Below are 17,444 nucleotides of genomic sequence, written 5' to 3' on the forward strand. Positions count from 1 at the left end.
TGACGTTGGCGGGCGCGCCGCTGCTTCGGTATTCTTGGGCGGTGCTGCTGCGGTAGCCGGGATGGGCTCGGTTGGCTGCGGCAGGGGGGGAGCAGGATCGGGGGCTTGCGGTCGAGTGCGGCCTTCTTCCGACGCGTTTCCTCGTCAAATTGATACTTGCGTGCTCCACGCCAGTTTGCCTGGAACTCTTCTTTTGCCATCGTCCCCAACTAGCCGCCGCTGTCTATGCCGCCACCCTTCCGCAATCTCACACCGGCGCCGCCGCCGTTCTCAGGGATGAACTCGTCGGGTTGTTACTCAGCCCTCAGCACCTGGTGTCTGATCAACCAATCGCGAATGATCAAGCGCACGGCTTCAGGTCGCGAAACATCGTGCTCGGCAACAAATTGGTCGACGCCCGCCAGCATGTCCGGCTGAAGGCGGACCATAATCGGCACCCCTTTCCCAGTAGGGGCCGGTCCGCGTCGCTTCTTTGATACCACGGTTTCTTGCTTTGCCATAGAAACTCTGATATCACAATTCTCGTTCTTGCGGAAGCGCTAGAACCTCACGCCAAACTGAATTGGAGAAAATCCGATGCCGGACATCTATGTTCGGGCAGCCGCCGAAGGCTTGCCCGCGATCAGTCGCCGCGCCGCGCTTGGCGCATTAGCCTCAATTTCGGCCATAGGTGCCACACAGGCGGCTCCGGCCGCTTCACAGCCGCTCTCCCGGCCTGAGCAGATCAAGCACCACTTCTACGCGCTGAAGGCTCTTCTGGAGGAGGAATTCCAGAGCCCGTGGCTGATCGTAACGTGCTCGGTAGAGTCCGACCGCGGTCTGAGCATAACTTCGGCAGGGCTGAATGACCCTTATGGGATCATTGGCCCGGTGATGCGCCATGGCGAGGTGGTGTCATGAGCAACCTACTCGAGCCCGTTGTCATCCTCGATACGTTCGTGCAAGGCGTCGGCCGCGTTGAGGAGGTCTCGGCCGGCCTTTTCCGGGTGTCCTACTACGCCCACCAGCGCGGCTTTGACGGCGGCCAGGAACGGGTCTGCGTGGCCAAGTTCATCGTCACGGCTGACACGATGGTCGCTATGGCGAACGCCACAGGAGCAAGGGAAGCGGCGCGGCGGTTAATTGGCGAATCGCATTCGCCGATGAACTGATCAAAAATCCCAACGGGAATACTGGCCCGCTGCCGAAAGGTGGCGGGCTTATTCTTTAAGAGGCGTGTTAATCCCGAGTCGCGCCCGTTCGCTATGGGCGAAGGTTTTAGCATCCGCCCGGGAACTGAAGCCTTTGATGCTTACTGCGCCGTCTTCGATGACGCGCACATAATGCCTGTTTTCAAGCTCTTCGATCTCGACGGCGGTCTTCCACGGCTGCTTGATCATCAGGGTTTCCTTGCCATGGTTGCCGAACGTCATCACTGGGGAAACGTTCCCTTATGAGCGCTATGTGGCCGGGCTATTCCGCCCACCGGCCGACCGCCAGCGCGTGGTCTCGATGGCGTCACGGGAAACCCCGATGTCGCTGAGCAGGTCGACTGATGACTCGCTCAGTTCGTCCGTTGCCTTCAACTGCGCCTTATGATCGGCTCGGCGACCGAGCCAATCGACAAGGGGACCAACTGCAACAAGAGGAAGGTTCACAAGCATCGGAGCACTCCCTTCACCGCTGCAAGAAGCGCTTTGCAAGCTAGGCCGATGCGTCGAAGCGTCTGTGACAAAACTCACAGACCCTGCAAATTCGCAGTGAGCAGTTGGCACCGCAATTGGCACCGGACACCAGGAGTTGGCCCTGTGGTCGCGGGCTTTGTTGCGGCTGTTGCGCTTGTTGCGGCTTCTATGGGGAGGGACCCAGCGGCAGAACAGTCGGTGAACAAACCGCCGGTTCGGTGTTCCATCCGTGTTCCACGGAGCAGGCGGGCAGTGGCTTGTAGTGCGTGGAAAAACAAGGCTTTAGGTGAAAAAGTGTTGCAATGACTAAGCAACACGAACCGGAGGCGTCGGGCAACACCTAAATATCTGTTTTTGCTTACTTAAATGCTTGGCTGGGGAACCTGGATTCGAACCAGGACTAACGGAGTCAGAGTCCGTGGGTCTACCGTTAACCTATTCCCCAGCAAGCGCGACTGGTATCGCGCGAAGCGGGCGGCTCAAGCGCCGCGAGCGCTGCCTTGTAGCCGCCGCCGGAAAATAGTCAACCCCGCCCGGCGTTTCAATTGCAGCTTTTGATCACGCTGGCTCGGCACGGCGGGGAAGGGCGGCCTCAACCTTCGCCGCGGCTGTATTGCGAATGCTCGAAGAACAGCACCACGCCGAGCCCGATCAGCAGCGGGATGATCAGGTAGAACAGGCGGAACACCAAAAGGGCGGCCAACACGCCGACCGGGTCCATGTGCGACAGTCCCGCCAGGAAGACGATCTCGAAAACGCCGAGGGCGCCCGGCGCATGCGACAGCAAGCCCACCGAGAAGGACACCATGAACACGCCCAGTATGACGAAATAGCCGGGATTGCCGGCGGCCGGCAGGGCAAAGTAGATGATCGCCGCCGCCGCCAGCAATTCGATCGGGCCGATCAGCAATTGCCGCGCCACGATCGGCAGCGCCGGATAATGCAGCTGGAAGCTGCCGATCTTGAGCGGCCTCAGATGCAGCCAGCTGCAGAAGACGTAAGCACCGACCAGGATCAGCATGAGGAGGCCGGCGACCGTCGCCAGTTCGTGATGCGGAGTCGTGGTGAAACGATCGACGATTTGCGGCTCCAGCACCAGCACGAGGCCCCCGACAAGCAGGCTGGAGAGCACGAAGGTGATCCAGCAGATCGCCACCAGAATGCCGACATCCTGGCCGGTCAGCCCCCTCGTCCCATAGGCGCGGTAGCGGATCACCGCACCGGACAGCACCGAGCCGCCGATGTTGTGCGACAGCGCATAGGTGGTGAAGGAGCAAAGGGTGACGAACAGCCACGACACTCGTTTGCCGATATGGAGCAGCGCGATGTGGTCGTAGCCGGCGAGCGCGGCATAGGCGACGACCGAGCTCAGCGCCGCCAGAACCCAGGCGCGTGGCGGGATGGCGACGATACCGGCCCAGACGTCGTCGAGTGAAATGCCGCGCAGTTCGTGAATGAGCAGCCACAGCGAAAACACCACGGCCGCTATGCCGATGACCGGCCAGAAATAACGCCTCCAGTTCATGGCGTCGTCGTCATGCGGTTAAGCTCATGGAGATGATGTTGCCCAGACCCTTTCGAACCCTCGTCTGAGACATGCCTGATTGAAGCCGGCTATTCAACCGGCAAGAGATTGCCCCAGCGTGACGTCGTCAAAAAACGGACCACCCGCTCTTGGTGATTGCGGATCGCGCTGCTAGTCTGTCCTCAACTTGAAACAAATCGAGGTGCCTGCTGCGTCCTTCCCGGTTCGCGCGGCGCCGAAAGGAATTGACGTGGAAGACCACGATACCGGCGCGGGCGCGTCGGCAGTGGGCATGTCCGGGACATCGCCGGCGGAAACGGCGGGTCCGTCCGCGGGACGGTTCAGCCGGCATGCGGGCGCGCATGCAAGACATGCCGACAATCCAGGCGAGAACCAGAAGGGCAAGACGCGCAAGCGCCGCAAGCGCCGGCGCGGCCGCAAGGTGTTCGCGCGCGATGAAAACGGCGCCATAGCGCCATCCGCGCCCACTGCCGGCCGCGCGCCAGACCCGGCGCCGCCATCGCCGCAACCGCGACCGGTGCAGAACGGCCCGCGGCCGCCGCAGCAGGAGCTGCCGGTCTTCGCCGCGCTCGATCTCGGCACCAACAATTGCCGGCTGCTGGTTGCGGTACCCGGCCGTCACGGCCAGTTCCGTGTCATCGATGCCTTCTCGCGCATCGTCAGGCTGGGCGAGGGGCTGTCCGCCAGCGGGCGGCTCGGCCAGGCCGCCATGGACCGCGCAGTCGAGGCGCTGAAAGTCTGCGGCGAGAAGCTGCGCAACCGCAAGATCCGCAAGGCCAGGCTGATCGCTACCGAGGCCTGTCGCGCCGCCGAAAACGGCGTCGAATTCCTCGACCGCGTAGAGCGCGAGGCCGGCTTGAAGCTCGAGATCATCGACCGCCAGACCGAGGCTCGCCTCGCGGTTTCCGGCTGCGGCTCGCTGGTCGAGCGCGACACGCGCGGTGTGGTGCTGTTCGACATCGGCGGCGGCTCCTCCGAGATCGCGCTGATCGACCTCACGCGAGGCCACCGCTCGCCGCGGCTCGCCAATCACATCGTCTCCTGGACGTCGCTCCCCGTGGGTGTCGTCTCGCTCGCCGAGCGTTTTGGGGGCCGCACGGTGACGCGCGAGACATTCACGGCGATGGTCGACGACGTCGCGGTGCGGCTCAAGGCCTTCGACGGGCGCGACCGGCTCGCGCACGTGCTCGCAAGCCCCCAGTTCCATCTGCTCGGCACGTCCGGCACGGTGACGACGCTGGCCGGCGTCCATCTCGACCTCGAGCGGTACGACCGCCGCCGCGTCGACGGGCTCTGGATGGACCGCACAAGCGTCGACCGGATGATCGAGAAGCTGATCGGCTGGGATTTCCAGCAGCGCGTCGCCAATCCCTGCATCGGCGCCGACCGCGCCGACCTAGTGCTTGCCGGTTGCGCCATCCTGGAAGCGATCCGCGGCGTGTGGCCGTCCGAGCGGCTGCGCGTCGCCGACCGCGGCCTGCGCGAGGGCATCTTGAGCGAGCTGATGGCCGATGACGGCGCCTGGCGCAGCGACGGAAGAGGTCGCTGATGAGTAAAAAGCCGGAAAGGCCGGGCTCGGGAAGCATCCGCGTCCTGAAGACCAGGATCAAGAAGAAGAGTGGCCTGAAGGAATCCTCGCGCCGCTGGCTCGAGCGCCACATGAACGATCCCTATGTGCAGCGCTCCAAGGCCGACGGCTACCGTTCACGCGCCGCCTACAAGCTGATCGAGATCGACGACAAACACCATCTCCTGAAACCCGGCATGAAGGTGATAGACCTCGGCGCCGCTCCCGGCGGCTGGTGCCAGGTGGCGGCGGCGCGCACCAGGTCGACCGCCGAGAACCCGCATGTCGTCGGCATCGACTATCTCGAGATGGACGCGGTGCCGGGGGCGCCGGTGCTGCTGATGGATTTCCTCGACCCGGACGCGCCGCAAAAGCTGTCAGAGGCGCTTGGCGGCCAGCCCGATGTCGTGCTGTCGGACATGGCCGCCCCCACCACCGGGCATCGCCGCACCGACCATCTGCGCACCATGCATCTGTGCGAGGTGGCGGCCGATTTCGCGCTGCAGGTCCTGAAGCCCGGCGGTCACTTCCTCGCCAAGACGTTTCAAGGCGGCGCCGAGAACGAGCTTCTATCGCGGCTCAAGCAGAATTTTCGCTCGGTCCATCATGTGAAGCCACCAGCTTCCAGGGATGAGTCGGTGGAGCTCTATTTGCTGGCGAAGGAATTTAAGGGTCCTGGCACTTCGTCATTCTAGGGCGGAGCAAGGAGCGAAGCGACGCGGCGCAGACCCTAGAATCCGTTACCTCGGCCAAGGAATACCACACGGTCCAGAATTCATATCCGATATTCGCTGGAACTGCTCCGAGTTCTGCACTGCAGCGACACCGAAACATCACGGCATGGACTCTAGGGTCTACGCTTCGCTCCGCCCTAGAATGACGAAGTCACGCTGGGGCGGCACCATGAGCTACTTCCCCGCCGTGCTCATCGTCTCCAGGGTCTTCGGCGTGGTCAGCCGCCCGTGTCCCGACACCGCATTGCCGGCATCCGGCGCCAGCCGCATGAAGGTCACCGATGCCGCCGCCGAGGCGGCCGCGACGATGAAGAAGGCGATGTGGAAGTCGCTGAGTGTCAGCGGCCCGCCATGGATCGAGGTCGACACTTCCAGGATGCCGCCGGCCAGCGCCACGCCGAGCGCGATCGAAAGCTGCTGGAAGACGGCGGTGATCGGCGTTGCCTTGCTGGTGTCGGCGGCCGAGATCTCGGCATAGGAAAGCGCGTTGACGCCGGTGAAGAACATCGAGCGGATGAAACCGCCGACCAGCAATATCGCGAGCATCAGCGCATAGGGTGTCTCGGGGGTGAAAAGCCCGTAGATCGCGATCGAGCCGGCGGCAATCAGCGAGCCCCAGATCAGCACCCGGCGGAAGCCGGCGAGACGGAAAAGCAGCGCGGTGACGAACTTCATGCCGATGGCGCCGATCGCCGAGACGAAGGTGATCATGCCGGACTGGAACGGCGTCAGCCCGAAGCCGATCTGGAACATCAGCGGCAAAAGGAAGGGCACCGCGCCGATGCCGATACGAAACAGCGAGCCGCCGAGCACGGAGGAACGAAATACCTGGTTGCGGAACAGTTCCAGCGCCAGCAGCGGGTTCCTGGCGCGCCGCGCATGCAGGAGATAAAGCGCGCCCGAAACCAGGCCGACGGCAACCGTGATGAAGCCGGCGATCGGCGGCAATGCCGGCAGGCTGACCACGGAGAGGCCGAAAACGACGCCGGACGCCGCGAGGCCGCTCAGCACGAAACCGGGAAAATCCAGCGGCGGCGTTTCGGTGGCTTCCGTCTCAGGCAGATAGCGGGTGGCGAGCCAGATGCCGGCGAGCCCGATCGGCACGTTGATCAGAAAAATCCAGTGCCAGGTGAGATAGGTGGTGATGAAGCCGCCGATGGGCGGACCGACCAGCGGCCCGACCAGCGCCGGCACCGTCAGCCACGACATTGCCGCGACGAGTTCGCTCTTCGGCGTGGCGCGCACCAGCACCAGGCGGCCGACCGGCGTCATCATGGCACCGCCCATGCCTTGCAGGAAGCGCGACACCACGAAGGCCGGCAGCGAATTGGCAAAGGCGCAAGCGACCGAGCCGGCGATGAAGACGGCGATCGCGGCGCGAAACACGTTCTTGGCGCCGAACCGGTCCGCCATCCAGCCGCTGATCGGAATGAAGATCGCCAGCGACACCAGATAGGCCGTCAGCGCCAGCTTCAGCGCGATCGGGCTGGTGTGGATGTCGACGGCGATCGCCGGCAGCGAGGTCGCGATCACGGTCGAATCCATGTTCTCCATGAAGAGTGCGACCGCCAGGATGAGCGGGATGATGCGATTCAAGGGAACGCCCTGATTTGACTTCGCGGTTCTCTGCTCGGCTTGGGGGCGAGCCGGCACAACCGGGCGGTTATCACCAATTGGCCCGCATGTCGTATTAAATTGCTGTCACTTTTGCGCGAACGCAACCCTTGGTGGCCGTCACGACCGGGCAATGGCTTGCTAAACAAGGGCTCCATCACTATTGTAGTGAAAATAACTATAGACGGGTGCAACCATGGACGAAGCCGTCTCGGCAGCCGAGGCCAATCGCAGATTCTCCCATATCTTGCGTGAGGTGCGAGAGGGCCACAGCTACGTCGTGACCAGCCATGGGCGGCCGGTGGCGCGTATCGTGCCTATGGGGAAGCACGAGGGCGGCGTGGCCTCCCGCTCGCGCGCAGCATTGTTGTCGCGACTCGAACAGCAACCGATCGTCGATGCCGGACGCTGGACCCGCGACGAGCTTTATGAGGACGATCGGTGAAGGTCGCGATCGACACCAACGTCCTTGCCTACGCGGAGGGCGTCAACAACGTGGAGAAACGCGACGTCGTTCTCGACTTGTTACACAACGTTCCACAAGAGGCTGCCGTAATTCCGGTCCAGGTTCTGGGCGAACTGTTCAATGTTCTCGTCCGCAAGGCCGGAAGGTCGCCTCAGGAAGCTCGGGATGCATTGCTTGATTGGAGTGACGCCTACCCGGTTGCTGGAACGACGCCGGAGGTGATGACGATGGCTGTCGATCTTGCTGCGGCCCATCGCTTCGGCATCTGGGATGCCGTCATTCTTTCCGTTGCTTCGCAAACAGGATGCCGGCTGCTTCTGTCGGAAGACCTGCAGGACGGCTTCACCTGGGGCGGTGTGACCGTCGTCAATCCTTTTGCGTCGCCGCGTCACGCTTTGCTGGATGCTCTGCTGGCCGCGGAATAGGAACCTGAAGCGTCTCGCAAACGATTGGCTTTTCAACGCCAGCAGGACGTGTTACCAGCCAGCGCCAATCCTGAAAGGGAAGAAGAGAGTCGGCGCTGGCCATTCCGGTCCAGCGCCTTTTCCGCATTCAAAAGGACTGGCCATGGCAAAAATCATCGAGACGTCCACCGGTGCGCTGGCGCTGACCTTCGACGACGTGCTGTTGCAGCCTGGCCATTCCGAGGTCATGCCCGGCCAGACCGACATCCGCACCCGCATCGCCGGCGATATCGATCTCAACACGCCGATCCTCTCAGCCGCCATGGACACCGTCACCGAGGCGAGACTGGCGATCGCCATGGCGCAGGCCGGCGGCATCGGCGTCATCCACCGCAATTTCTCGCCGGCCGAGCAGGCCGAGCAGGTCAGGCAGGTGAAGAAGTTCGAATCCGGCATGGTGGTCAATCCCGTCACGATCGGCCCCGACGCGACGCTGGCCGATGCGCTGGCGCTGATGCGCGCCCACGGCATTTCCGGCATTCCCGTGGTCGAGAGTGGCGGCACCGGCGGCCACACGGTCGGCCGGTTGGTCGGCATCCTCACCAACCGCGACGTGCGCTTCGCCTCCGATCCGTCGCAGAAGGTCTACGAATTGATGACCCGTGAGAACCTGATCACGGTGAAAGAGAATGTCGACCAGGACGAGGCCAAGCGGCTGCTGCACCAGCACCGTATCGAGAAGCTGGTGGTGGTCGACAAGAAGGGCAATTGCGTCGGCCTTATCACCGTCAAGGACATCGAGAAGTCGCAGCTCAACCCGCACGCCACCAAGGACGCGCAGGGGCGCCTCCGCGCCGCCGCCGCCACCAGCGTCGGCGACGATGGCTTCGAGCGTGCCGAGCGCCTGATCGATGCCGGCGTCGACCTGCTCGTCATCGACACCGCGCACGGCCACTCGCAGCGCGTTCTCGATGCCGTCACCCGGGCGAAGAAACTGTCCAATTCCGTGCGCATCCTGGCCGGCAACGTCGCCACCGCCGAAGGCACGCAGGCGCTGATCGACGCCGGCGCCGACGCTGTCAAGGTCGGCATCGGCCCTGGCTCGATCTGCACCACGCGCATCGTCGCCGGCGTCGGCGTGCCGCAGCTTTCGGCGATTATGTCGGCGGTCGAGACGGCGCAGAAGTCGGGCGTGACGGTGATCGCCGACGGCGGCATCAAATATTCGGGCGATCTGGCCAAGGCGCTCGCCGCCGGCGCAAGTGCGGCCATGATCGGCTCGCTGCTTGCCGGTACCGACGAGAGCCCGGGCGAGGTCTATCTGCACCAGGGCCGCTCCTTCAAGGCCTATCGCGGCATGGGTTCGGTCGGCGCCATGGCGCGCGGCTCGGCCGATCGCTACTTCCAGGCCGAGGTCCGCGACACCCTGAAACTGGTTCCGGAAGGCATTGAGGGGCAGGTTCCCTACAAAGGACCTGTGGCTGGCGTGCTGCACCAGCTTGCAGGCGGCCTGAAAGCCGCTATGGGTTATGTCGGTGGGCGCGATCTTGCCGAGTTCCGTGAACGCGCCACCTTTGTGCGCATATCAAACGCCGGACTTCGTGAAAGCCACGCCCATGACGTCACGATCACCCGCGAAAGCCCGAACTATCCGGGCGGACTTTGATCGGGCCGGCCAACGGCCGGACCGCCTGGGCCTTTGGCGTGGCTTGACGGTGACGGTGCTGCGCCTGTCGCGACATGCGGCGGCGCTCTCCATCGCTTCCGCCGCGGTCTTCATCACCATGACGGCGCTGGAGTTCTTCTATTTCCGCCGCCTGAGCGGCGGGCTCCCTTCGCTCGACATGCGCGTCACGGGTTTCACGCCCGATGAAGGCATGGCATGGCTGACCGCGCTCGGCCGGCGCGGCGGCGAGATCATCATCGTCTGGCACTATCTGACCTTCGACCTGCTGTTCCCGGCGTTGCTGTCGCTCACCCTGCTCAGCCTGATCGTGGCCCTCGGCCGGCGGCTCGGCAATTTCCGCGCCATGCCTGCGCAGTTGCAGGCGCTGGCTGCGCTCGTGCTAGTGCTGCCCTATGCGATCGCCGACTACGCGCAGAATTTTGCCGTGGCCAGGCTTTTGTCGGATTTCCAGTCGGCCAACCCCGATTCGCTGTCCTTCGCCTCGTCGCTGACCGTCACCAAGTTCGCGCTTCTGGCTATCCCCGTCGCGGTGGTCGCGGTGTTCGCGCTGGCCGTTCAACGGCGCTGAGCGGCAGGGGCGGGATGAACCAGACCGTCATCTTCTGGCCGATGCTGGCGCATGTGCTCCTGGTCTACATCGTCTATCTGGTGATGCTGAAGCGGCGCTATCTTGCCGTGAAGTCCGGCGAGGCCAAGATCAGCCAGTACAAGGTACGCTCGACCGAGCCGGCCTCGAGCGTCACCGTCGCCAACAACCTGATCAACCAGTTCGAGCTGCCGGTTCTGTTCCACGTGCTCTGCCTGGCGCTCTTCCTCACCAATGGCGTCAACTACCTGACGCTGGTGCTGATGTGGCTCTTCGTCGTCACGCGCTATGTCCACGCCTGGGTGCATGTCACCAGAAACTACATGCTGCACCGCAGCCGCGCCTTCTTCCTCGGCGCGGGCATACTTCTCATCGCCTGGATCTGGTTCGCATTGCACTTGGCCGGGGCGGTGTGAGAGCGACTTTCCCTTAGGAGAGAAGGAGAGGTGCTACAGATCGAACACCGCGATCCTGCGCTTGTCGAACTTGATGCCGATCTCGCCGCGCACCAGTCGCAGAGCCTGTTCGCCGAACACGGCGCGCCGCCAGCCTTGCAGCGCCGGCACGTCGGCGCCGTCGCCCTCGGCGGCGATGCGGTCGATGTCGTCGCTGGAGGCGAGCACCTTTGAGGCGACGCCTTCTTTCTCGGCGACGATCCTGAGCAACACCTTGAGCAGTTCCGCCGCCGCGCTCGAACCCTCAGGCGGCTGGAAGCTTTTCGGCAGCTTGGGCATCGCTTCCTTCGGCATGGCAAGCGCCGTGTTGACGGCGCCGAGCAGCGCGGTTGCGGTCGCGGAGCGTTCCCAGCCCTTCGGCGTCGTGCGCAGGCGGCCGAGGGCGGTTGCATCGCGCGGCGCCTGTTGCGCGATCTCGTAGATGGCATCGTCCTTGAGCACGCGGCCGCGCGGCACGTCGCGCTCGCGCGCCTCGCGTTCGCGCCAGGCGGCCACCGCCTGGACGATCGCAAGCTCCTGCGGCTTGCGCAGCCGCATCTTCAGGCGCTTCCAGGCATCCTCCGGATGCGGATCGTAGGTCTGGCGCGAGGTGAGGACATCCATCTCCTCGTTCAGCCAATGGCCGCGGTCCTCGCGCTTCAGCTCGGCGCTGAGATGCTGGTAGACCTTGATCAGATGGGTGACATCGGCGAGCGCGTATTCGAGCTGCTTGTCGGAAAGCGGTCGGTGTCGCCAGTCGGTGAAGCGCGAGGATTTGTCGAGCCGCGCGCCGGTGATGCGCTGCACCAGCTGATCGTAGGAGATGCTGTCGCCGAAGCCGCAGACCATCGCCGCCACCTGCGTGTCGAACACCGGATGCGGCACCAGATCGCCCAGATGGACGATGATTTCGATATCCTGGCGGGCGGCGTGAAAAACCTTGACCACCGCTTCATTGGCCATCAGCCGGAAGAACGGTTTCAAGTCGATGTCGGGCGAGAGCGGATCGATCAGCGCCGTCACGCCGGGCGCGGCCATCTGGATCAGGCAAAGGATCGGCCAGAAGGTCGTTTCGCGGATGAATTCGGTATCGACGGTGACGAAGTCCGACTTTTCGAACGCCGCGATAACGCTCTCGAGTTCTTGTTGGGTGGTGATGACGTGCATCAAATCGCTTTTGGCATCATATCAGGCCTCTTTCAATTTCAGCCGCAAACGCTTTCGTCAAGCCGCAGCTAGAGCAATTCCAGGAAAAGTGTGTAACGGTTTTCCGTCCGGAATTGCGTAAAAACAAAGAGATAGACCGGTTCAGCGTTTCCGTGAAACGCTGAGCCGGCCTAGCCTTGCCTGTCTGAATCGCCGCTCCGCCGCGCCAGCCGCGCGAACAGCGTCGACGTGCGCAAAAGCGCGGTGAAGCGGCTGCGGCTGCCGGCCGGCACGCCCGACCGCACCTGCATGCGGTAGAGAATCACGACGATGAGAACGGCGTAGACGCAGGCGTTGAAGACGAACAGCGCGCTCGGCCCGAAATGTTGCATCACCGCCGACGCCGCGATCGGACCGCCGATCGCGCCGAAGGAATAGAACAGCATCAGCGCCGCGTTGATCAGTACGAACTCGCCTTTGCCGGCCCGGTCGTTGGCATGCGCCGCTGATAGCGAATAGAGCGGCATGGCGAAGCTGCCGAAGATGAACACGATGACGAAGTTCAAGAACGGGTCGGCGCGCGCCACAAAGGCGAGCGCCAGCGCGGCGAGCATGGCGCAGCACGTCGTCGCCAACAACACCGTGCGCCGGTCTCGGCGGTCTGAGAGATAGCCCAGCGGATATTGGATGAGGGCGCCTCCGAATATGCCGACGCTGACGAAGGTCACCACGTCGGCCACTGACATGCCGATCTCCTCGGCATAGACCGGCGACAGCGTGCGAAAGGCGCTGTTGGTGACGCCGACCGCGATGCAGCCGATTGAGCCGAGCGGCGAGATCCGCCAGACGCGCGGCAGGTCGAGCTTGACGTCTTCCGGCGGTGCCGGGTTCGAGCGGTCGCCGAGAGAGACGGGCACCAGCGAAAAGGTGATCATCATCGACATGACGGCGAAGATGGCGAAACCGCCGGCGCCGAAGATCGGGATCAGGAACTGCGCCCCGGTGACCGAGCCGATGTCGACCATGCGGTAGATCGCGAGCACCCGGGCGCGATCCTTGTTGGTGACGCCCGAATTCAGCCAGGCTTCCATGACGGTGAACAGGCCGGCGAAGCAGAAGCCGCCGGCAAAGCGCACCGCGCACCACATCACGGGGTTGATGACGAGCACCAGAAGCAGCGTGCCGACCGACGCGATTGCGGCAAGCGCGGCAAAGGCCCTGACATGCCCCACCGCCTTCAGGATACGGGTGACGGCCAGGCAGCCGAGCAGGAAGCCGGCGAAGTAAAATGTGCCCATGAGGCCGATATCGGACGCGGAAAAACCTTCCCGCGCGCCGCGCAGTGCGATCAGCGTGCCCTGCAGCCCGTTGCCGCCAAGCAGGATGCCTGCGGCAATGAGGAGCGGGATAAGCGGGCGGATGGAAGACATTGTCGAGAGGCAATCACGGGTCTGTGACCTCTTCTTGGACCATAGATCCTGTCAATGCCAGCGGCAAATGCGACACGAACACGGTCACATTCTTGCGCTCGGCCGACGACATAGCGGCCAATAGGACAGGGGCCCCTAAGCTCTACCGGCCCGTATTTCCATCTCCTGCACGACCGTCGACGGCGCCTCGCCCGGAATCGCGTTGATGATCTCTGCGGCCGGCCGCCGGCCGAGCGAGCCCGCAGTCAGCAGGCTGAGCGCGATGAAGGGGATGCCAATCCCGTAGGCGGAGCGGATGCCCCAATGGTCCGATACGAAGCCGAGCAGCGGCGGCCCGAGCAGGAAGGCGATGAAGGAGATCTGCGAAAGTGCCGCGACGTTGATCGCCGCCGGGCGGTCCGTCCGTTGCGCTGCGGCCGAGATCGCCAGCGGGAAGATCGCGCTGCTACCGAAGCCCAACAGGGTAAAGCCCAGCATCGAGATGAGCGGCAGCGGCGAGAAAAAGACGATCAGCACGCCGGCCGCCATCGCCGTCAGCAGCACGCGCGCCACGCCGCTTGGCGAATGGCGGTCGACAAAGGAGTCGGCGAAGAAACGCGTGGTTGCCTGCGAGAAGGCGAACAGCGCCACGGTGAAGCCGGCTACGAAGGGACCGGAATCGAACACGGTGCGCATGTAGATCGCCGACCAGTCGATGCTGGCGCCTTCCAGGAGCATCGCCGAGAGCGTTACCGCGACGAGGACGAGGATCGGCAGCGTCGGCCGCGCCAACATCGGCGCTTTGCCTCCGGTAGCGGCGAAGCGGGCAGGCGCCGGCTCGAAGCCGCCGAGGAACAGCGCCATCGCAACCGCTACCATCGGCACCACCAGCGCCAGATGCAGTTGCGGCGACAGGCCGAGATGCGCCATCGTGCCGCCGAACAGCCCGGCACCGAAGAAGCCGGCGCTCCAGAACGAATGCGCCCGGTTCATGATCCGGCGCTTGAGCAGGAACTCCGTCCTATCGGCCTCGACATTCAGGATGATCTCGACGCTGCCGATCATCAGCCCGACCGGCAGCAGCATCAGGAACAGCGCCATCGGTCCCGGCGCGTGCACGGCTATGGAATAGACAAGCGCGATCAGCGGCACGAGCCAGAGCAGCGCCCGGCGAAAGCCGACGCGCTCCAGGAGAGGAGTCGCCAGCGTCAGCGCCGTCAAGGTGCCTATCGGCGTCCCGATCAGGCTGAGCCCCAGCGTGCCGTCCTCGATCGCCATGGCCCGCTTGATGTCCGGCAGGCGCGGGAAAATGTTGCCCATGGCGAAGGAGTAGATCGCGAAACCGGCATAGACGCGGTGCTGAGGGGCGAGTTTCAAGCCAAAGGTCATAGCGGCACTTTCCATCGGGGAGGGTGGGACGGCATCGCCGATCCGATGCGAGTTTCTTGCATAAACACGCAAAACATGCAATAACATGCACAAAGAAATAGGATCGTGCATGCTGACCGAAGAACGACACCAATTCATTCGCGACCGGCTGGCGGCGGACGGCAAGGTGCTGGCAGGCGAGCTCGCCAGCCGCTTCGGCGTCTCGGAAGACACGGTTCGCCGCGATCTGCGCGAACTCGCCAAAGCCGGGCAGTTGCGCCGTGTCTATGGCGGCGCGGTCCCGGCGGCGCCCTTTGCGGCGGCAACCATCGGCCAGCGCAGCAGCCATGCGGTCGAGGAAAAGCATCGGCTCGCGAAGGCAGCGGTGCGCGTGCTGACCTCAGGGCAGGCCCTGTTCATCGACGGCGGCTCGACCAACGAGGCGATCGCCAGGGCAATCCCGCGCGATATCGAGCTGACCGTGGCCACCAATTCGCTCGGCGTCGCGTCGGCTCTTGCCGATCTTCCCCTGGTAGAGCTGATCGTGCTCGGCGGCAGATACATCCGCGACCTCGGCACCTGCGTCGGCGGCGACACGCTTGCCGCCGTGGCGCAGCTCGGCGCCGATCTGTTCTTCCTTGGCTCCTGCGGCCTGGACGCCTCACGCGGCGTTACGGCTTTCGATTCGGCGGAGGCGGAAGTGAAGCGAGCCATGGCGAAAAACAGCGCCGGCATCGTCATTGCCGCCACCAACGACAAGCTCGCCACCGCGGCGCCTTATCGTGTCGCGGCAGCGGACACGATCCGTCACCTGGTGGTCGAAAGGACAGCCCCCGCAGCCATCCTTGCCGACTTCCAGCGACAGGGCGCTGAAATCCGGTTCGCCTGAGCAGCCGAAGCTGAGGGCTTGCATGACCGCTTGCTCTGTGTGACCGGTTGCCTTGACAAAGCTGGCCTCTCATGCGCTTTTCGCGCCAATTTCAGGGCCGGGCTTTCGCCCGCAATTCCGGACTTCACCAATGACAATGCATCGTTACCGCAGCCATACCTGTGCCCAGTTGAGAAAGAGCGACGTCGGCAATTCCGTCCGTCTGTCGGGCTGGGTGCATCGCGTGCGCGACCATGGCGGGCTGCTCTTCATCGACCTGCGCGACCATTACGGCCTGACTCAGATCGTCGCCGATCCGGATTCGCCGGCCTTCAAGATCGCCGAGACCGTGCGCGGCGAGTGGGTGATCCGCGTCGACGGCGAGGTCAAGGCACGCCTGCCGGAGACCGCCAACCCCAACCTGCCGACCGGCGAGATCGAGATTTTCGCGCGCGAGATCGAGGTGCTGTCGGCGGCCAAGGAACTGCCGCTGCCGGTGTTCGGCGAACCTGAATACCCCGAGGACATCCGCCTGAAATACCGTTTCCTCGACCTGCGTCGCGAGACGCTGCACAAGAACATCGTGGCGCGCACGAAGATCATCGCCGAGATGCGCAAGCGCATGGGCGAGGTAGGCTTCACTGAATTCTCGACGCCGATCCTGACCGCGTCGTCGCCGGAAGGCGCGCGCGACTTCCTGGTGCCGTCGCGCATCCATCCGGGCACGTTCTACGCCCTGCCGCAGGCGCCGCAGCAGTACAAGCAGCTGATCATGGTGTCGGGCTTCGACCGCTACTTCCAGATCGCGCCCTGCTTCCGCGACGAGGATCCGCGCGCCGACCGTCTGCCCGGCGAATTCTATCAGCTCGACCTCGAGATGAGCTTCGTCGAGCAGGATGACGTGCTCTCAACCATGGAGCCGGTGCTGCGAGACGTTTTCGAAACCTTCGCCGCCGGCAAGCCTGTAACCCAGAAGTTCCGCCGCATCCCCTATGACGAGGCGATGCGCGCCTACGGCACCGACAAGCCGGACCTGCGCAATCCGATCGAGATGCAGGCGGTTTCGGATCATTTCCGCGACTCCGGCTTCAAGGTCTTCGCCAACATCCTGGCCAACGACCCCAAGGCCGAGGTGTGGGCCATTCCCGCCAGGACCGGCGGCAGCCGCGCCTTCTGCGACCGCATGAACTCATGGGCGCAAGGCGAGGGTCAGCCGGGTCTCGGCTACATCTTCTGGCGCAAGGAAGGCGACAGGCTCGAAGGCGCCGGACCGATCGCCAAGAACATTGGCGAGGAACGCACCGAGGCGGTCCGCCAGCAGCTTGGCCTCGCCGACGGCGACGCCGCCTTCTTCGTCGCCGGCGATCCGAAGAAGTTCGTCGCCTTCGCGGGTGCCGCGCGTACCCGGGCCGGCGAGGAGCTCAACCTTGTCGACCGTGAACGCTTCGAGCTGTGCTGGATCGTCGACTTCCCATTCTTCGAATGGAACGAGGACGAGAAGAAGATCGACTTCGCCCACAATCCGTTCTCCATGCCGCAGGGGGGTATCGAGGCGCTCGGTGGTGAAGATCTGCTCGGCATCAAGGCGTTCCAGTACGACATGGTCTGCAACGGCTTCGAGATCGCGTCCGGAGGTATCCGCAACCATCTGCCGGAAACCATGGTCAAGGCGTTCGAGACGGTCGGGCTCGACCGAGCGACAGTCGAGGAGCGCTTCGGCGGTCTCTATCGCGCCTTCCAGTATGGCGCGCCGCCGCATGGCGGCATGGCGGCCGGCATTGACCGCATCGTCATGCTGCTGGTCGGCGCCAAGAACCTGCGTGAGGTCACCATGTTCCCGATGAACCAGCAGGCCTACGACCTGCTGATGAACGCGCCTTCGGAAGCCACCCCGCAGCAGCTGCGCGAGCTGTCGCTGCGCGTCGCGGTGGCGAAGAAAGAAGGTTAGGGA

At 64.0% G+C, this 17,444-nt stretch carries 18 protein-coding genes and 1 tRNA gene; 11 read left to right on the forward strand and 8 right to left on the reverse strand.

Annotated elements, in window-relative coordinates; all coding sequences use genetic code 11:
• Window positions 1-293: 293 nt before the first annotated feature.
• A complete protein-coding gene (locus tag EN853_RS34560) occupies window positions 294-500 on the reverse strand; it encodes a ribbon-helix-helix domain-containing protein (protein ID WP_127860305.1) in 207 nt (68 codons plus the stop codon).
• A 76-nt stretch (window positions 501-576) separates the two neighbouring features.
• Between EN853_RS34560 and EN853_RS13755 the strand changes: the two genes are divergently transcribed.
• Together EN853_RS13755 and EN853_RS13760 are read left to right on the forward strand one after the other, a co-directional pair.
• Entirely contained in the window at window positions 577-900 is a 324-nt protein-coding gene (locus EN853_RS13755) for a hypothetical protein (RefSeq protein WP_127860306.1), read from the forward strand.
• Window positions 897-1,151: a hypothetical protein gene (locus EN853_RS13760; protein ID WP_127860307.1), complete on the forward strand. Its 255-nt coding sequence runs from the start codon at window positions 897-899 to the stop codon at window positions 1,149-1,151. The genes EN853_RS13755 and EN853_RS13760 overlap by 4 nt, the downstream gene beginning before the upstream one ends.
• 48 nt (window positions 1,152-1,199) lie before the next feature.
• Here the strand turns inward: EN853_RS13760 and EN853_RS13765 are convergent, their stop codons facing one another.
• The 3 genes from EN853_RS13765 to EN853_RS13775 all read right to left on the reverse strand — a co-directional run bounded on the left by EN853_RS13765 (window position 1,200) and on the right by EN853_RS13775 (window position 3,189).
• Window positions 1,200-1,412, reverse strand: a complete 213-nt coding sequence (locus EN853_RS13765; RefSeq protein WP_127860308.1) for a hypothetical protein — start codon at window positions 1,410-1,412, stop codon at window positions 1,200-1,202.
• A 623-nt stretch (window positions 1,413-2,035) separates the two neighbouring features.
• Window positions 2,036-2,109 (reverse strand) — tRNA-Gln (locus tag EN853_RS13770).
• A gap of 147 nt (window positions 2,110-2,256) precedes the next feature.
• Window positions 2,257-3,189, reverse strand: a complete 933-nt coding sequence (locus EN853_RS13775) for a YbhN family protein (RefSeq protein WP_127860309.1) — start codon at window positions 3,187-3,189, stop codon at window positions 2,257-2,259.
• Window positions 3,190-3,439: 250 nt separating this feature from the next.
• On the opposite strand from EN853_RS13775, the gene EN853_RS13780 reads away from it, so the two are divergent.
• Window positions 3,440-4,759 (forward strand): Ppx/GppA phosphatase family protein, encoded by a 1,320-nt coding sequence (locus EN853_RS13780; protein WP_127860310.1) that lies wholly within the window; start codon window positions 3,440-3,442, stop codon window positions 4,757-4,759.
• Window positions 4,759-5,472 (forward strand): RlmE family RNA methyltransferase, encoded by a 714-nt coding sequence (locus EN853_RS13785; protein WP_127860311.1) that lies wholly within the window; start codon window positions 4,759-4,761, stop codon window positions 5,470-5,472. The genes EN853_RS13780 and EN853_RS13785 overlap by 1 nt, the downstream gene beginning before the upstream one ends.
• Before the next feature lie 213 nt (window positions 5,473-5,685).
• Here the strand turns inward: EN853_RS13785 and EN853_RS13790 are convergent, their stop codons facing one another.
• Window positions 5,686-7,107, reverse strand: a complete 1,422-nt coding sequence (locus EN853_RS13790; protein WP_127860312.1) for an MFS transporter — start codon at window positions 7,105-7,107, stop codon at window positions 5,686-5,688.
• Between the two features lie 214 nt (window positions 7,108-7,321).
• Here EN853_RS13790 and EN853_RS13795 point away from each other — a divergent pair, with 214 nt between their 5' ends.
• The 5 genes from EN853_RS13795 (at window position 7,322) to EN853_RS13815 (ending at window position 10,684) form a co-directional block, all read left to right on the forward strand.
• A complete protein-coding gene (locus EN853_RS13795; RefSeq protein ID WP_127860313.1) occupies window positions 7,322-7,570 on the forward strand; it encodes a type II toxin-antitoxin system prevent-host-death family antitoxin in 249 nt (82 codons plus the stop codon).
• Window positions 7,567-8,016 carry a PIN domain-containing protein gene (locus EN853_RS13800; protein ID WP_127860314.1) on the forward strand — a complete coding sequence of 150 codons (450 nt, stop codon included), beginning with the start codon at window positions 7,567-7,569 and terminating at the stop codon, window positions 8,014-8,016. The genes EN853_RS13795 and EN853_RS13800 overlap by 4 nt, the downstream gene beginning before the upstream one ends.
• A gap of 142 nt (window positions 8,017-8,158) precedes the next feature.
• Window positions 8,159-9,661 (forward strand): IMP dehydrogenase, encoded by a 1,503-nt coding sequence (gene guaB, locus EN853_RS13805; RefSeq protein WP_127860315.1) that lies wholly within the window; start codon window positions 8,159-8,161, stop codon window positions 9,659-9,661.
• A 43-nt stretch (window positions 9,662-9,704) separates the two neighbouring features.
• Window positions 9,705-10,250: a hypothetical protein gene (locus EN853_RS13810; protein WP_245516964.1), complete on the forward strand. Its 546-nt coding sequence runs from the start codon at window positions 9,705-9,707 to the stop codon at window positions 10,248-10,250.
• 14 nt (window positions 10,251-10,264) lie between these two features.
• A complete protein-coding gene (locus tag EN853_RS13815; RefSeq protein WP_127860317.1) occupies window positions 10,265-10,684 on the forward strand; it encodes an MAPEG family protein in 420 nt (139 codons plus the stop codon).
• Between the two features lie 33 nt (window positions 10,685-10,717).
• On the opposite strand, the gene rnd is transcribed toward EN853_RS13815, so the two are convergent.
• The 3 genes from rnd to EN853_RS13830 form a co-directional block, all read right to left on the reverse strand.
• Window positions 10,718-11,869, reverse strand: a complete 1,152-nt coding sequence (gene rnd, locus EN853_RS13820; RefSeq protein ID WP_127860318.1) for a ribonuclease D — start codon at window positions 11,867-11,869, stop codon at window positions 10,718-10,720.
• A 170-nt stretch (window positions 11,870-12,039) separates the two neighbouring features.
• Complete coding sequence (locus EN853_RS13825; protein WP_127860319.1) at window positions 12,040-13,278, reverse strand: MFS transporter; 1,239 nt, start codon at window positions 13,276-13,278, stop codon at window positions 12,040-12,042.
• Window positions 13,279-13,413: 135 nt separating this feature from the next.
• Window positions 13,414-14,646: an MFS transporter gene (locus EN853_RS13830; protein WP_127860320.1), complete on the reverse strand. Its 1,233-nt coding sequence runs from the start codon at window positions 14,644-14,646 to the stop codon at window positions 13,414-13,416.
• Window positions 14,647-14,755: 109 nt separating this feature from the next.
• Between EN853_RS13830 and EN853_RS13835 the strand changes: the two genes are divergently transcribed.
• Together EN853_RS13835 and aspS are read left to right on the forward strand one after the other, a co-directional pair.
• The gene (locus EN853_RS13835) at window positions 14,756-15,514 is read left to right on the forward strand and encodes a DeoR/GlpR family DNA-binding transcription regulator (protein WP_127860321.1); all 759 of its coding nucleotides are present in this window, start codon (window positions 14,756-14,758) and stop codon (window positions 15,512-15,514) included.
• Window positions 15,515-15,650: 136 nt separating this feature from the next.
• Window positions 15,651-17,441 carry an aspartate--tRNA ligase gene (gene aspS, locus EN853_RS13840; protein ID WP_167524475.1) on the forward strand — a complete coding sequence of 597 codons (1,791 nt, stop codon included), beginning with the start codon at window positions 15,651-15,653 and terminating at the stop codon, window positions 17,439-17,441.
• Window positions 17,442-17,444: the final 3 nt, after the last annotated feature.

The sequence above is a fragment of the Mesorhizobium sp. M1C.F.Ca.ET.210.01.1.1 genome, from assembly GCF_004791585.1.
GTDB lineage: Bacteria > Pseudomonadota > Alphaproteobacteria > Rhizobiales > Rhizobiaceae > Mesorhizobium.

Coding starts and splice junctions, on each gene's coding strand:
- EN853_RS34560 (WP_127860305.1), bottom strand. CDS start 500: ATGGCAAAGCAAGAAACCGTGGTATCAAAGAAGCGACGCGGACCGGCC.
- EN853_RS13755 (WP_127860306.1), top strand. CDS start 577: ATGCCGGACATCTATGTTCGGGCAGCCGCCGAAGGCTTGCCCGCGATC.
- EN853_RS13760 (WP_127860307.1), top strand. CDS start 897: ATGAGCAACCTACTCGAGCCCGTTGTCATCCTCGATACGTTCGTGCAA.
- EN853_RS13765 (WP_127860308.1), bottom strand. CDS start 1,412: ATGACGTTCGGCAACCATGGCAAGGAAACCCTGATGATCAAGCAGCCG.
- EN853_RS13775 (WP_127860309.1), bottom strand. CDS start 3,189: ATGAACTGGAGGCGTTATTTCTGGCCGGTCATCGGCATAGCGGCCGTG.
- EN853_RS13785 (WP_127860311.1), top strand. CDS start 4,759: ATGAGTAAAAAGCCGGAAAGGCCGGGCTCGGGAAGCATCCGCGTCCTG.
- EN853_RS13795 (WP_127860313.1), top strand. CDS start 7,322: ATGGACGAAGCCGTCTCGGCAGCCGAGGCCAATCGCAGATTCTCCCAT.
- guaB (WP_127860315.1), top strand. CDS start 8,159: ATGGCAAAAATCATCGAGACGTCCACCGGTGCGCTGGCGCTGACCTTC.
- EN853_RS13815 (WP_127860317.1), top strand. CDS start 10,265: ATGAACCAGACCGTCATCTTCTGGCCGATGCTGGCGCATGTGCTCCTG.
- rnd (WP_127860318.1), bottom strand. CDS start 11,869: ATGCACGTCATCACCACCCAACAAGAACTCGAGAGCGTTATCGCGGCG.
- EN853_RS13825 (WP_127860319.1), bottom strand. CDS start 13,278: ATGTCTTCCATCCGCCCGCTTATCCCGCTCCTCATTGCCGCAGGCATC.
- EN853_RS13830 (WP_127860320.1), bottom strand. CDS start 14,646: ATGACCTTTGGCTTGAAACTCGCCCCTCAGCACCGCGTCTATGCCGGT.
- EN853_RS13835 (WP_127860321.1), top strand. CDS start 14,756: ATGCTGACCGAAGAACGACACCAATTCATTCGCGACCGGCTGGCGGCG.
- aspS (WP_167524475.1), top strand. CDS start 15,651: ATGCATCGTTACCGCAGCCATACCTGTGCCCAGTTGAGAAAGAGCGAC.